The organism is Draconibacterium sp. (genome assembly GCF_041583095.1).
In the GTDB taxonomy this organism is placed as follows: Bacteria; Bacteroidota; Bacteroidia; order Bacteroidales; family Prolixibacteraceae; genus Draconibacterium.
The window spans coordinates 1-15909 of record NZ_JBFHGM010000102.1; the positions used below are offsets into that span (position 1 = coordinate 1).

Annotated in this window: 9 protein-coding genes; all 9 read left to right on the forward strand. The window is 41.2% G+C overall.

Going from position 1 to position 15909, the window contains the following annotated elements; all coding sequences use genetic code 11:
• Positions 1-2695 (forward strand): FAD-linked oxidase C-terminal domain-containing protein (locus ABZB17_RS11130; protein ID WP_372650238.1); only part of this gene is annotated, 2695 nt, incomplete at its 5' end.
• A 322-nt stretch (positions 2696-3017) separates the two neighbouring features.
• Positions 3018-3872, forward strand: a complete 855-nt coding sequence (locus ABZB17_RS11135; RefSeq protein ID WP_372650240.1) for a hypothetical protein — start codon at positions 3018-3020, stop codon at positions 3870-3872.
• Between the two features lie 573 nt (positions 3873-4445).
• Positions 4446-5186, forward strand: a complete 741-nt coding sequence (locus ABZB17_RS11140; protein ID WP_372650242.1) for a phosphatase PAP2 family protein — start codon at positions 4446-4448, stop codon at positions 5184-5186.
• Positions 5187-5811: 625 nt separating this feature from the next.
• Positions 5812-6339, forward strand: coding sequence for a UpxY family transcription antiterminator (locus ABZB17_RS11145; RefSeq protein ID WP_372650244.1), 528 nt, complete (start codon positions 5812-5814; stop codon positions 6337-6339).
• Between the two features lie 979 nt (positions 6340-7318).
• Positions 7319-7744: a BT0820 family HAD-type phosphatase gene (locus ABZB17_RS11150; RefSeq protein ID WP_372650246.1), complete on the forward strand. Its 426-nt coding sequence runs from the start codon at positions 7319-7321 to the stop codon at positions 7742-7744.
• Positions 7745-7870: 126 nt separating this feature from the next.
• A complete protein-coding gene (locus tag ABZB17_RS11155) occupies positions 7871-8671 on the forward strand; it encodes a polysaccharide biosynthesis/export family protein (RefSeq protein WP_372650248.1) in 801 nt (266 codons plus the stop codon).
• 332 nt (positions 8672-9003) lie between these two features.
• Positions 9004-11361 (forward strand): GumC family protein, encoded by a 2358-nt coding sequence (locus tag ABZB17_RS11160; protein ID WP_372650250.1) that lies wholly within the window; start codon positions 9004-9006, stop codon positions 11359-11361.
• Between the two features lie 674 nt (positions 11362-12035).
• Positions 12036-12563 (forward strand): ArsR family transcriptional regulator, encoded by a 528-nt coding sequence (locus ABZB17_RS11165; protein ID WP_372650252.1) that lies wholly within the window; start codon positions 12036-12038, stop codon positions 12561-12563.
• A gap of 654 nt (positions 12564-13217) precedes the next feature.
• Positions 13218-15560, forward strand: a complete 2343-nt coding sequence (locus ABZB17_RS11170) for an SLBB domain-containing protein (RefSeq protein WP_372650254.1) — start codon at positions 13218-13220, stop codon at positions 15558-15560.
• Positions 15561-15909 lie beyond the last annotated feature (349 nt).

Below are 15909 nucleotides of genomic sequence, written 5' to 3' on the forward strand. Positions count from 1 at the left end.
GCAGGTTGTTGGAAGCGGAATTGTTGTTGACGTTTCGAAATACATGAATAAAATTCTGGATTTCAACAAAGTCGAGAATTATGTAATAGTTGAACCCGGTGTTGTGTTGGCAGAACTGAACCAGTTTTTGGCACAACACGGTATGCAGTTTGGCCCCGAAACCTCAACGGCCAACCGTTGTGTTATTGGCGGAATGCTGGGAAATAATTCGTGTGGTTTGCATTCCTTGGTTTATGGCAGTGTGCGCGAGCACGTTTTGGAAGTTGATGCGCTTTTGTCTGATGGTTCGGAAACGATTTTTAAGACACTGAGTAAAGAGGAATTTCAGCAAAAATTAAATGGTAATCCCAATAAACTGGAAAAAGCAATTTACACAAATATCAACAAATTACTTTCAAACAAAGAGAACCAGGAGGAAATCAAAAAGAATTTCCCCGATCCAAAGCTTACCCGGCGAAATATGGGTTATGCCATTGATGAATTGATGTATGCCGATCCGTTTACAGAAGGTGGCGGAGCATTCAATTTCTGTAAGTTGTTGGCCGGATCTGAAGGAACACTGGCTTTTTCAACAAGAATTAAATTAAATGTCATTCCACTTCCTCCAAAATTCAAAGGGCTTGTTTGTGCGCATTTTGAAACGCTGGAAGAATCGTTACACGCCAACCTCATAGCGCTGAAATACAAACCAACGGCCATTGAATTAATGGACGATCCGGTAATGCAGGCAGCCAAACAAAACATCGAGCAAGCCAAAAACCGCTTTTTTGTAAAAGGCGATCCGGGTGCGATGCTGATGATCGAATTTTCGTTTGATACCGAAAAAGAATTAACCGATACGGCAGCTGCGCTTGAAAAAGAGTTAATAGAAGCCGGACTGGGTTATCATTATCCTTTGGTAACCGGCGCCGATAAAATAAAACGCGTGTGGTCGTTGCGTACGGCCGGACTGGGTTTACTGGCTAATATTCCGGGCGACAGAAAAGGAGTACCCGGAATTGAAGACACGGCTGTACATCCGGAACACCTGCCCGACTACGTGGCTGATATAAAAGTTGTTTTGAAAAAACTGGGATTAGACAGCGTGTTTTACGCCCACATTGCCACCGGCGAAATTCACTTCCGTCCGCTTATCAACTTTAAAGATCCCAAAGATGTAGAGTTATTTGACACCTTGATGAACGAGGTAGCGGCGCTGGTAAAAAAATATCGCGGCTCGATGAGTGGCGAGCATGGCGATGGACGGGTACGTGGTAAATTTATTCCGTTTATGCTGGGCGACCGATGCTATGAAATGGTAAAATCGGTGAAAAAAGCCTGGGACCCCTATAACATTTTTAATCCCGGAAAAATTATTGATACACCCCCCATTACCGAAAACCTGCGTGTGATTCCTGGCAAAGCTATTCCCGAAACCGATACCTACTTTGATTTCTCGAAAAACAAAGGCTATTTCCGCACGATTGAAAAATGTAACGGATCGGGCGATTGCCGGAAAAGTGAAGCGATTGGTGGCACCCTCTGCCCTACTTTTATGGCTACCCGCGACGAGGACAAAAGCACCCGCGGACGTGCCAACATCCTGCGCGAATTTTTGTACAACAACGAAAAAAAGAACCTGTTCGACCACCAGGAAATATATGATATTTTAAGCCTGTGTATCTCATGTAAGGCCTGTAAAAGCGAGTGCCCGAGTAATGTGGATATGGCTAAATTAAAAGCCGAATTCCTGCAGAATTATTATGATTTGCATGGCATTCCGATGCGCTCGCGCCTAATTGGTTACCTGCCACGATTGAACAGGCTGGCTATGGTTTTCCGCCCCATTTCAAACTTTTTGATGAGCACTTCGCTGTTAAAAAGTGCCATTGGTTTCTCAACCTTACGTACCCTTCCGGCACTGTCGAAAATTACCTTAAACCGCTGGGTTGAAAACGGAATTCCCTTACCCGAGGCAGCAACAAAAGGCAAAATTTACCTTTTTAACGATGAATTTACCAATTACAACGAAAGCGATATTGGAATTAAAGCCATTCTGCTGTTAACCAAACTGGGTTACGAGATAAAAATTCCGCAAACCAAAGAAAGCGGACGAACTTTCCTTTCGAAAGGAATGGTGCGAACTTCGAAAAAAGTGGCTACCGAAAATATCAAGCTGTTACAAGATATTATTACCGACGAAACACCGCTGGTGGGAATTGAACCTTCTGCCATTCTTGCTTTCCGCGATGAATACCCTGAATTGGTAGAAAAAGACCTGCAAACGGCTGCTGAAAAGCTGGCAAAAAACACCCTTCTTTTTGAAGAATTTATTGCCGCCGAAATCGAAAAAGGAAATATTACAGAAGCAGATTTTACCACAGAAGAACAACATATTTTATTGCACGGACACTGCCAGCAAAAAGCAGTTGCTTCAACCGAACCATCGAAAAAAATGATGTCGCTGCCCAAAAACTATTTTGTAAAAGAAATTCCGTCTGGCTGTTGTGGTATGGCGGGCTCGTTTGGTTACGAAAAAGAACATTACGAGCTATCAATGCAAATTGGCGAGTTGGTGCTTTTCCCTGCTGTGCGCAAGGCTAAAGAGGATTATATAATTTCGGCACCTGGAACTTCGTGCCGCCACCATATAAAAGACGGAACCGGGAAAGCGGCCTTACATCCGGTGGAGGTGCTTTACGGTGCGCTGAAGTAGTTTTGTGAAAATCGACTCAGAATTATCGTCATTTTTATATTGCTGAATAAAATAGTTTATCCCAATTTGAAACAAATCAAAACATAATAAAAATTGTGCCAAGTACGCAAATCATTTTTTTCTTTTGAGTAGCCCCTGAATACCTAAGATTTCAGATTAATTTTCGTTGCGGAACATAATCTCAAATTCGGACAAAACATCAGCCTTAATTAACAATAATACTATTATCTTGATCACGCCTTAAAAACCTTATTAATAGGGCTTATCGAATCGAATGTTGGACAAATACTTGTTAATTTTTATAAACTCAAAAACAAAAAAGATGAAAAAATTGGTTTACATGGCCGTATTGACTTTACTTTCAGCAGCCGGCATTTTCTGGAGTTGCCAGAAAGACGAAACACTCACAAATCCAGAAGAAGGAGTTATGCTGAAAAAAGCAAAAATAGCTGAAGCAGAAGACTTAGTTTCCTGGGATCCTGAAATTTGTGCGGGAGTGGAACATGAATTTATCATCGATACAGAAGTTGGGACTAATGTTCAGGTTCAACAATTGGAAGATGGAGAATGGATTCAGGTTTTTCAGATGAGTAAAACTACCGATGATCCCCAAAAGTTCTATTTAACTTTTGAAACAGAAGGTGAGTACGAGTTACGTTTTAAAGTGGGTAGTGGAGGTTATTCCTATCAAACACTCATTGTTGAGAACTGCGAAATGTGTGACGGTGCTTCATTTTCATATCAAACTGAAAATAATCTGGATATCGTTTTTTCATACAACCATAACGATGAAGCCGAAATTACAATCGTATTTACATTTCCGCAGGTCGAAAATCTAGAACTAAATGATGAAGAAAACTATGAAGCACCAGACGGAAAAGAATATTCTGTAAATAATCCAAAGAACCAAACTGTATTTACCTGGACAGGAGAAATTAGCTGTAAAGCCAGCGAACCAACCACATTTGAATTTAGCTTTGTACCTGATTGTGGTTCTGGCAATGCTAAAGACGAACAAGCGCTTATTTGGACTGACACAAAAATTATTGCAATCGATGGAGAGCAAGTAATAACGACTGAAGACGATCCGAGTACACCGGATATTGATGAAACAGTAATCGGTTATTCAATAAAAGGTGACCTTTCAAATATCGTTTACACCGGCTGTTCTAATTAGCAAAATAGAAAATGACCTAACTAAGGTTGATTTGATAAAATATTCTAAAACCGTTGAGGCTTGCTTCAGCGGTTTTATTTTTGTCGTAACCGAAGTCCCTAGCACCCCGTCAATTCATAACTTCCATTATTATCCATTTAACTATTCTTATCTGGATCAATTCCAAATTCTCAATAAAACACTATAAATCAAGAACAAAGCCCTCTCCTTTTCGTAACATATCATCATAGTTAGAGAATTACATAAACCAAACCGTATCACCATGAAAAAATCAGTTTCATAACTAATAGTTCTTTTTTCAATCTAAATCAATCTTCTTTTTAATGTTCATCAATCTCAAAGCCACAGTGCTTTTTTCTCCTCACTCACTCACCAATCCAATCCAATCCAATCCAATCTCCATCAATCTTTATTTCAATATCCAACCATCTCAGCGCTCATTAATCCTTCATCACTAATCCTTAATCCTTTTCTTCCTTTCAATCCTTTTCCTATTTTTGCCCCGTGCAAAATCATAAAACACTCATAACAAATTTCCTGATAGCGACATTGCTGCTATTCTCAATACAGGGGGTGGCTTCCGGCAGGAAAAATCCGGAACGATTTTCGCTGCTTAAAGAAAATACCGCTCCATATTTTGCTTTTCACAACGACTCCATTCACCGTATAGATTTTCGTTATGCCGATAAAAAACGAGGATTCAGACCTTTTATCGCGCCATCTATTCTTATTGCCGGCGGAACGATCCTGCATTTTTCAGACTGGAAATATGACATTAACGATTGGCACGGAGAACATTTTAATTATTCCGGCCACCTCGACGACTACCTGCGTTTTGCACCGATTGCAGCCGCATATTCCTTAAACGCCCTGGGAATAAAGGGGAAAAACAATATTGGCAACCAAACCGCCATATTGGGCAAAAGTATGATCCTGACCACTATGATTACCAAAAGCCTGAAAAGTATCCTGGATGTAGAACGACCAACAGGCGAACCTCAGTCTATGCCTTCCGGACATACTGCCATTGTTTTTGCAGCAGCTCAGTGGATGCACCGCGAATATGGCGAGATAAACCCCTGGTACAGCATTGGTGCTTATGCCTGCGCCACCACGGTAGGAATCATGCGTATTTCCAAAGGCCAACACTGGGCTTCCGATGTTTTGGTTGGCGCCGGAGTTGGAATGATCTCCACTCAACTTATCTATCTCACCCACCAATACAAATGGGATCGGGAACATCTGAAAAACCTCGATATTTTTCCGTTTAAAACAGGCAGCCAAAAAGGACTCGCACTGGTGTATACGTTTTAGGAAGTGACGGGATGCTGGATGCTGGATGCTGGATACTGGATACTTGCACAGGAACTTGATAGTGTAGATACTTTTGCTCCCGACGCTACGGTCGGGATTTTGCTGCGCTCAACTTTTTACTTTATCCTTTTTGCCTTGATTCTGGATGCTTGATACAATAGAATTGTTAAACTGATAAATTGTAAAATTGAAGTTCTTAACTTTCTATCTTATTCGCTATGAAACTCTGTGATTTCTCGGTGTAACTTCTCTGTAGTAAAGTTGAGCACTGAGAAGATGAAACTGTGAGAACTGCGACTGAATACTGCGACTGGATCCTTGATACTGGATGCTGAATGCTGGATACTTGTAACTTGCAGCTGCTCTTCTCAACTTTTGCTCCCAACGCTACGGTCGGGATTTTGCTACGCTCAACTTTTTACTTTATCCTTTTGCCTTGATTCTGAATACTTGTTGCTGGATACAAACTCGCAACTCGGAGCTAGCGGCTCGGAGCTTGAAACACTTTTGCCTTTTTACTTTTACCTTTTGCCTTGTTCCCTGAAACTTTTACCATCAACTCCCTTCTTTTTTTCGCAGTAATTTATATTTTTGTCACACACAAATTCGTATTACGCAAAGACTAATGACATCTTTACAAACTCAAAAACAATGGCATGTTATTTACACCAGATCCAGGGCGGAAAAGAAGGTCGTACAAGAACTTAATCTAAATAATATCGAGTGCTTCCTTCCCCTGCAAAAAAGACTCCGCCAGTGGAAAGACCGTAAAAAATGGGTAGAAACCCCCTTGATTCCGGGCTACTGTTTTGTAAATATCACACGCAAAGAATATGACAAAGTACTGCAACTTAATAACGTGGTAAGTTATGTCACTTTCGAACGAAAAGCAGCTATTGTAAGTCAGGCCGAAATAGAAGCTTTGCAAACTATGCTTCATCAGTTTGATTTTGAAGTAAACGTTACCATTGAAAATTTCGAACCCGGTAAAATAGTTGAAGTAATTGAAGGGCCAATGGTTGGATTATGCGGTGAACTTATTGAGTGCCGGGGCAAGAATAAATTTGCCTTGCGTATCGAACAAATCAACACTTCTTTTTTGGTAGAAATACCGGCCTCCTACCTTAGTGCGGTGCCGGAAACAGTGATTTAATCCCCAATCGACGTAAGCTTTACCTTGCAACTGATATATTTTCATCGCTAGACGAAATTTAAAAATGGAAACACTGGGAAAAAAAGCAAAAGTTTCCGTCAATGGCAAATCCTGAATATTAACAACATACGTTTAATTCTCAAAAAACCAACACATCTACCATAGCACTCACTGCCAGACCATTAGTCAAAATAGAAACCAAATGCTCTTTATTTAAGTATTTTTTAACAAATAGATACTTTATTGGATATATTAAGACTATTTATAAAAGATTTAATTAAATGAGTAGTTTTGCTACTTAACTAATATTAATTTTCTACTCATACAGCACATGTAACTGAGATGGCGAAGCAGTGCCGTTATCCGTATAACTTCCACAAATTTCCTAAATGCATATTTCATGTTTTATAAAAAAATCCCTAATATTTGAATTGTTAAGTTACTCATAAAACTCAAATTAAACTTTCCCTCAAACTTATTCTACATAAGCAATCGAACCATTCCAAAGATATGTTCGAAATGAATTCAAATAAACTTCATACCAGATAATGAGCACACTGCCCGGGTAAAAAAAGTACTCATTACTGTCCTGCTACATCGGAAACTTAAAGTGCATTAACACCAAACACTGCTCCAAAACAAATTCGACGATTTTGAGAAAAAATAGTATTTAAAAGCATTATCGTTAGAATTATGGTTAAAACCAAAAAGATAAAAAACATTTTAGAAGGGGCTTCCCAATTAATTATCCGACAAAACTGATGTTTTGCAGATTGTAAGCTCTGCAGGCTAGTTAATGCAATAAAACAAGGTTGAACCATTGTTAGCAAAGAGTTTTTAGCCGACCACAAAAAAGGTGGAAAGAACACCTATACCAAGACAAAAAACCAGCGTTTATGGCATTTGCTTATAAAACACCACATCTCGTTCTTCACAAAAAAAAATCAATAATCTTAAAACTTATTAAAAATCACTTTACATGAGACGTCCTCTAACCATTGCTGTTGATTTTGATGGCACTATTGTAGAACACAAATACCCGAAAATCGGGAATGAACTTCCTTTTGCCATCGAAACCCTGCGTGCTTTACAAAAGAAAGGGCACAAACTAATTCTTTGGACCTACCGGTCGGAAATAGAACTGGATGAAGCAGTTGAATTCTGCAAGGAAAAAGGACTGGAATTTTACGCCGTAAATAAAAACTACCCGGAAGAAAAAATGAATGATAAGATCAGCCGGAAAATACTCGCCGACCTCTATATCGACGACCGCAACTATGGTGGCATGCCCGAATGGACAGATATCTACTATAGTCTGCATCCCGAAGAAAAAATAGATAATGAACGAAAAAAGACAAAAAGTTGGAGGAAAAAGATAGAGATCCTGCAAAGAGGGATCCGCTAAGATCCTTTCCCTGTAGCTGTTCGTTTAAAGCATACACTCAGGCATATTGAAGTACAATCTCCGAAATCAACCTCGGAGATATCCACCCGCTAAAAGTTTTAACTAAGTAAACATTATACACTAACAATGATTTCAAAAAAATTCCATCGTCTGCTGTCACTATTATTGGTAACTGTTTCGCTTTCTCTTTTCTCCTGCCATAGCAGCAAAGAGCTGATTTACATGAAAGACGTGCAAAACAATCAGGTAATAAAAGCGCTGGCCGATACCATTACAGAATACATCATCAAGCCGGGCGATATACTGTATGTAAGCATTAAATCGATGAATGCCGAGGTAAATGCACTGTTCAATCCGGAATCGAATATGGAAGCCCAGAGTTACAATTCGTACCAGAAATACACCACTCCCCAGGGAGCTTACCTTTATGGATTTGAAGTGGATGAAAGCGGCAACCTCCAACTACCTATAATGGGAGATATTCCCGTAGCCGGTCATGCAAGCTCACAGGTCGAAAACATTGTACAGAAATATGCCGACAAATACCTTAAGGAAGCCATAGTTAAGGTAAAATTACTGAACTACAAGGTTACCATTATGGGCGAAGTGAAACGTCCCGGGGTTTATTACAATTACAATAACAACTTTACCGTATTGGAAGCACTGGCCATGGCAAACGGAAACACCGACTATGCCAACATTACCAATGTAATGGTTATCCGCCCACAGCCCGATGGTCAAAAAGCGATGATCCTCGATCTTGCCGCGTCGGATGCCTGGCTGCAAAAAGGCTTTTACCTCCACCCCAACGATTACATTTTTGTTGAACCCGACCAACATAAGAACTTCCAGCTCAATGCCCAGGTTTTTTCCATGGTCATTTCGTCGGCCAGTTTACTGTTAGCCGTATTCGGTCTCCTGAAATAGAAAATGCCTGATTTGAAACATAAACGAAAATTAAAAGCATCCTGCAATCGCGGCATCAGATCAGGCTGATCCCTTAACCAACTATTCACTCAAGCATCCGTGTAAAATAATATTACGGTATCATTTGCTAGGTTGAAATGAAGGTTGAATTCTGCGGAAAGCTGCAGAGGTTAGAAAAAAATATCAAGAGAGCTTTCAGTCCACAACATAAAAAAACAAAGGCAGATCATTTCTCATCCATCCTCGCTAATACAAACTCAGACCCACAATAAACGCATAATCCATACCACCGGAACACGCTCATAAAAAACAAAAAAGATAATTTACACACCATGACAGCTAACAACTTAAACCAGCAGTACAACACCATTGAGCAAAATGATGAAATTGACATCAAACGACTGCTTTTCCTCCTGTTGCGCAGATGGTACTGGCTGGCGCTGGGGCTTTTCCTGGGAGCAACCGGAGCCTGGTTATTTGTGAAATACACTCCCGATAAATACCAGGTAAACACCAGTTTACTGGTTACCGATGAAAGCAAAGGCTTCGATCTGGAAAATTTGTTTATGGAAGGAATGATGGGTAGCAGCGGCAAAACCAGCCTGCAAAACGAAGTGGAATTCCTTCGCTCCTATACTTTGAACCGCCAGGCGGTGGACAACCTCAACTGGCAAACCAGCTGGCAAAAAAAGAACCTGATCATATGGAGCGGTATCTACCTCAATGAACCTTTTATTCTTCATAAATCAGGAGAAGCCTTAAATCCGGCAGGTATTTCAATCTACATTACCCCGTTGTCAGAAACCGAATACGTGATAGAAGCCGATGGTGAAATTGATCTGGACGGCCAGACACAAAAAATTGCATTCGAAGAAACGGCAACCTATGCACAGCCTTTTAGGAATGAATACTTTAATTTTACCCTTACCCCAAAAGAAAACTCCGGGGAACTGGTTGGCGAGTGCTACCGTTTTTCTTTTATTGATAAAAGCAAACTCACTACAGCATATCTAAAACGGGTGAATACCGATTACGGCAAGGAAAGCGAAGTAATCAAACTGTCGGTTGAAAGTACAGAACCACTGCGTGATATTCATTATATGAACGAGCTGGTGCGCGTTTATCTGGAGCTTAAACTCGATTTGCAAACACAAACTCAGAAACGCTCGCTCGAATTTATTGATTCCCAGCTATCGGGTATCTCAAGCGACCTGAGTGCTGCAGAAAACACCTTTACCGAATTCCGGTCGAAAAATCAGATCATCGACCTCAGCAGCCAGGGAAGCCTGATTATGGAGCAGCTAAAAGAAATTGAGCAGGAAAAGTCGCAGATGCAAATGCAGCTCGATTATTTTAAAAACCTTCAGCGTTACCTCGACAACATTCAAAGTGCCGATCAACTGGTGGCACCTTCGGTAGTTGGTATTACCGATGCTACGCTCAACGCACTGGTATTAAAACTCAGCGAACTATACAGCCGCCGGAAAGTGTTGGCATTTAGCGCACGCGAAAACAACCCCTCGCTTATTCTGCTAAACCAGGAGATCGATCAGGTAAACCACCATGTACGCGAAATGCTGGTTAACCTTATCGACAACACCCAGCTATCGGTAAACACATTAAACCTGCGCTACAACCGCATCAACCAACAGTTGAACAACATGCCCGAGCAGGAGCAGCAGCTGATAAACATCCAGCGTCAATACGAGCTCACCAATGAAATTTACACCTACCTGTTGCAACGTCGTGCCGAACTTGAAATTTCACTGGCTGCCGCCGTTGTTGATATACAAATCATCGATCCTGCGCAGTTTGAACGTTTGGTACCTTTAAACAAAAGTCCGCTGCTCATCCTGTTTATAGGTGCTTTTCTCGGACTGTTACTTCCGGGGGTGCTTATTCTGGTCATCGACTTTTTCGACAACAGTATTCACCTGCAGGAAGAAATTGAAAAGCTGACACCAATAAATATTCTGGGCAATGTTTTGCACAGTACCGAAAAATCAGAACTGGTTGTTGTCCAACATCCTCAGGCCCCTATTACCGAATCGTATAGAACCATTCGAACAAATCTTCAATTCAAATTAACACCGAATACACAAAAAGTTATCGGACTGCATTCGGTTCAACCTTCCGAAGGAAAATCCTTTAACGCCACCAACCTGGCCAGTATTATGGCTATGAACAATAAAAAAACGGTAATTATCGGTGCGGATATGCGCAAACCCCGTCTTCACCAAATATTTAACTTATCCAATACAAAAGGATTAAGCAATTATCTTGTTGGCCAGTATACCGCTAAAGAGGTCATCCAGCAAACGGAAATCGAGAATCTGTCAGTCATTGCTTCCGGCCCTATTCCACCCAATCCTGCCGAGTTAATCGAACGTCCGGCTTTTTTACAACTTCTGGAAGAATTAAAGAAACAATTCGACTTTATCATTATTGACAATGCTCCGGTATCACGCGTAACCGATGGTTTGATCACCAGCCGCCACAGTGATCTGAATCTCTTTATCTTACGTTATGGCGTAAGTAAAAAGAACCAGTTGAAATACATTAATGATATCGCCACACATGGAACAATGAATAACCCCGCCCTTATCATAAACGACATTAAACTAAACCGTTTAAATTATGGTTATAGTTACTCCTACCAGTATGCTTACGGAAAAGGATACGCCGTTTAACAGATGTCGTTTTCCGATCTCTTTCCCCCTCTCAGGGGGAAATGTCAGCGTATGGCAACCGGGGGGGCCGACAAAAGGGGTTTTATAAACGACATTAAATTAAATCGTTTAAATTACGGATATAGCTACTCTTACCAATATTCTTACGGGAAAGGATATGCAGTTTAACAGATGCTCAATATTCAAAAATAAATATCCAATGCAGAACAAGGCAAAACACATCAATTCAAAGCTGATTGGATATTGATTATTCGAAATTGGATATTTTACATTTTATTTTCTAGTGTCTTGTTCTCTTTCCCTAAGGTAACACCATCTGTAAATGTGCTCATCGGAATTCAATAACGAATTTTCCATGTGCCTGTAAAAATAGAATGCAAAATTATCTTTTTTCAACAATTTGTACCAAACAATAAAACTTACACACTGTCAAATAATTAGCCAAATACAATCATAATGTTCTTTTTTAAACAGAATTAACAAAGCACTTTTTTGTATTATTTTTCCAAAAACGACCTGTTTAATTCAACAAATTTAGTAGTTTTGCTACTCAACTAATATTAATTTTCTACTCATACAGCACATGTAACTGAGGAGGCGAAGCAGTGCCCGAATCAGCCTATCCACCACTTCTTTTCAACTACAACAACTTCACATAACTCACTATTAGCCAAATGATAGAATCATTAATTACAAACAAAACCCGGCTAAAACTTTTACTCAAGTTTTTTCTGAATAAGGAGACCACCAGCTACCTCAGAAACCTTGAACAGGAGTTTGGTGAATCATCAAATGCCATACGTTTGGAATTAAACAGGCTGGAGCAAGCTGATCTACTGGTATCGAATTTTAACGGAAACCGTAAATATTTCCGTGCCAACGATAATCACCCGCTTTACAGTGAAATCAACAGCATTTTACAAAAAACGGTAGGGCTGGACACGGTTATCGATAAGATCCTGAAAAATGTAGGCGACCTGAACGAGGCCTATCTGATCGGTGATCTGGCGATTGGAAAAGCATCGGGTATTATCGACCTGCTGCTGGTAGGAGACGATATCGACACCCGCTTTGTGGTGGCACTGGTGTCGAAAGCCGAAAAACTGATCAATAAAAAGATACGCTACCTGGTGCTCTCTGACAAGGAAAAAACCGCTTACCTCGAAAAGCAGGATGCCTTGCACATTTGGTCGAGAGAATAAGAAAAGAGGACGGAAGACGGGAGACCGAAATAAAACACTATCGATTGGAAATAGATAAGTTTCAAATCATGAATGATGAATTTCGATTAACGATTTTTGATGAGCGAAGGGACATAAAGTACGGAGAATTTCATGTCATACACACTTCTGCAATCCTGATTCGTTAATCATCATTCTGTATTGAAACTCCTCGCAGCAAAGCTGACGAGGAATCCGATTCCGTTAAGGACTTTTTTATTGTTTTGTTCGCTTACCCCAAGGCAAAGCCATCGGGGAATGCGCTCACCGGAATTCAAAATTTTAGAAAAGGATATTGCGATAATAATCACAAAATTTCATCAGAAGGGCTTTAACTTCTGACCAATAAAGTCAATAAATGTTTTTCTTCCGTCTCCCGACTTCGGACTTCGGGCTAGTAAGCAAGTCATCCCTTAACTGAAAAATATTCTAGTTTTGTTCTTTTTAAGTATACGGATATTCAAATATTACCAAATAAATAATAAATGAAGAACGATAGGTATTAAACTCACCCTCATTCCCTCTCTTTGCAAAGAGAGGGACGATTGTGATCCGTCAGCTGACGGACAATCAGGGTGAGTAGTAAAAAACCTATAACAGAGAGTTTTGCATAAAAATCTTTACTACAACACAAATATGAAGCACTTACTAAAAACATTGTTCACTGTATTCTTTTGTTCTGCACTGATGCTCGCTGCACAGGCGCAGACGCAGCCTCAGGATGTAAAGAATGTTGATGTTAAATCGTTGCCGCAATCCGAAATCAATAAAGCCAAGAGGGCCATGCAGGATGCCGGATTATCGCAGGAACAAGCGATACAACTGGCCCGTCAGCGGGGAGCTACCGAACAGCAGATCCAGGAAATGCGTCAACGCTTAAGCGAACAGGACACTTCGGAACAAGACATGTTTGAGCTCTATGAAGAGCCGGAAACACTGCCCGGGGAAAAGGAAGAGTCTTATCTTTCGCAAAGAAAAGTTGAATTAAAGAAGGATCTGGAAGTCTTTGGAGCGTATCTGTTTAACAACGAAAACCTGACTTTCGAACCACAGGTAAACATACAAACACCAAAAAACTACGAGATAGGGATTGGCGATCAGCTGCTTATCCAGGTTTGGGGGAACTCACAAAACAACTATCAGCTGAGGGTAAATAACAACGGGCAGATCGTTATCCCCGACCTGGGACCGGTTTATGTAGCCGGCTTGTCGTTTGATGAAGCTGAAAAGAAAATTGTAAAAAACCTTACCGCGATCTACGCCGATATGGGAGGCGACAATCCCGGTACTTTTGCCCAATTGGATATGGGGCAGCTGCGCTCCATTCGTGTAAATTTACTTGGCGAGGTGGTAGCACCGGGCACCTATACCCTACCCGTAACAGCAACCGCTTTTAACGGCTTGTACCTATCGGGCGGCCCGAATGAGATTGGCTCGTTCCGAAATATCAAGGTCATTCGCAACAACAAAATTGAACAGGTAATCGATATTTACAATTTACTGGTAAATGCCGATCCTTCTGACAATATCACCTTAAAAGATGGCGACATCATACTTGTTCCTCCTGCAGAAAAACAGGTGGTGGTAAACGGCGAATTCAAACGTAACGGTATTTTCGAAATTAAAGAAGGCGAAATGCTCAACGACCTGGTACGTTTTTCCGGAGGATTTAACGCCGGTGCCTACCTGGGTAACACCCAAATAGTTCGACAAACACAACAGGGACAACAGATCATCGATGTTCCGTACGACCTGCTGAATACCACCCCGCTGGTAAAAGGCGACACCATACAAAATACCCTGACTACCGACCGTTTTGAAAACAGGGTGAGTATAGAAGGTGCTGTTTATCATCCGGGAGAGTACGAGTGGACTGAAGGACTTACGCTCGCACAACTTATTGAAAAAGCCGACAAGCTGCTCCCGGAAGCCTTTAAAGGCCGGGGATTGATCACCCGCTATAACAGCGACCGTACCACTTCTGCCATTGCCTTTAATGTGGAAGATATTAGCAGCGGTAAACAAAACATTCTGATGCAGACCGATGATGAAGTGCTGATAAAAACCCATTTTGATTTAAAAGAACAACCTTATATAACCGTTAACGGCGAAGTGCTGGATCCGGGGCCCTTTAACTGGTCGGAAAACATGACATTGGGCGATGCGATTTTCCTGGCAGGTGGCCTTACCGAGGGTGCCGACAGTACCTTTATTGAAATTGCCCGTCGGTTGAGCTACGACGATGCTGCTGTACTTTCCGATACCATCGGACATGTAATCATTGCCAATATCTCACGCGGATTACAACTGGGAAAAAACGATGCCGAAATGAAATTACGTCCCTGGGACCAGGTTTCGGTGCGTACGGCCCCCAATTTCCGTCAAAACGAAACGGTAATGATTTCGGGTGAAGTAACCTACGCTGGTGCTTATGCCATCACCAACAAACAAATGCGTATTTCCGATCTGGTGCAAATGGCAGGGGGAACTAGCCCGAAAGCCTATCTTCAGGGGGCCACACTCGAACGTTTTTCAGATGAACTGGGCACCGAACACGTGGCCATTAACCTGCAAAATATTCTTAATAATCCAAAAAGCGACAGAGACCTCTTATTAAAAAACAGCGACCGCCTCAATATTCCGGAATTTATGCAAACGGTTAAAATTACCGGGAGCGTACAAAATCCTTTCTCCATTACCTTTGAAGCTGGAAAAAATGCCAAATACTATGTCAACCGCACCGGAGGATTCCAGTCACAAGCCAATAAGAGAAAAACCTATGTACAATACCCCAATGGCGAAACGGCGGTTACCAAAGGCCTTATTTTCAGATATTACCCTAAAGTTACACCGGGAAGCGTAGTGGTGGTTCCCGAAAAACCGGAAAAAGAACGTCCACAAGGACTTTGGCTGGCTATTGCTTCCACCATGTCATCAATGGCGGTAGCTATCGCTGCTGTTATGAACGCAACAAATTGATTTAGCAGCGAGTTACTAGTATAGAGCTGAAAGGAGCATGGTCTAAGGAACACAAAAGGACATAAATAAATTATCATGCGAGTTCCACGGGCATCAACCATAAAACATTAAAAAGAGATCATATATATTTGAAATTCAAAATATTAATTTAACTATATTCAAGTGAAATAATCACTAAATTTCTCCTCCTTGAAGGAGAGCCTGTCCCGATCGAAGCATCGGGAAGCAGGCTTTTGCGACGAAGGAGTAAAAGGTCGTGGAGGTGGTTTCTTACCCTATCTCTTATCTTTCCCCCCGGGCAGGGAAAGACGATCAGCCGGCATAAGTAACAGCGACATATAATTAATAC

What these genes read in the sequence shown, in the direction of transcription:
- ABZB17_RS11165 (WP_372650252.1), top strand. Translation starts at nt 12,036, where the DNA reads ATGATAGAATCATTAATTACAAACAAAACCCGGCTAAAACTTTTACTC.
- ABZB17_RS11160 (WP_372650250.1), top strand. Translation starts at nt 9,004, where the DNA reads ATGACAGCTAACAACTTAAACCAGCAGTACAACACCATTGAGCAAAAT.
- ABZB17_RS11150 (WP_372650246.1), top strand. Translation starts at nt 7,319, where the DNA reads ATGAGACGTCCTCTAACCATTGCTGTTGATTTTGATGGCACTATTGTA.
- ABZB17_RS11170 (WP_372650254.1), top strand. Translation starts at nt 13,218, where the DNA reads ATGAAGCACTTACTAAAAACATTGTTCACTGTATTCTTTTGTTCTGCA.
- ABZB17_RS11155 (WP_372650248.1), top strand. Translation starts at nt 7,871, where the DNA reads ATGATTTCAAAAAAATTCCATCGTCTGCTGTCACTATTATTGGTAACT.
- ABZB17_RS11145 (WP_372650244.1), top strand. Translation starts at nt 5,812, where the DNA reads ATGACATCTTTACAAACTCAAAAACAATGGCATGTTATTTACACCAGA.
- ABZB17_RS11135 (WP_372650240.1), top strand. Translation starts at nt 3,018, where the DNA reads ATGAAAAAATTGGTTTACATGGCCGTATTGACTTTACTTTCAGCAGCC.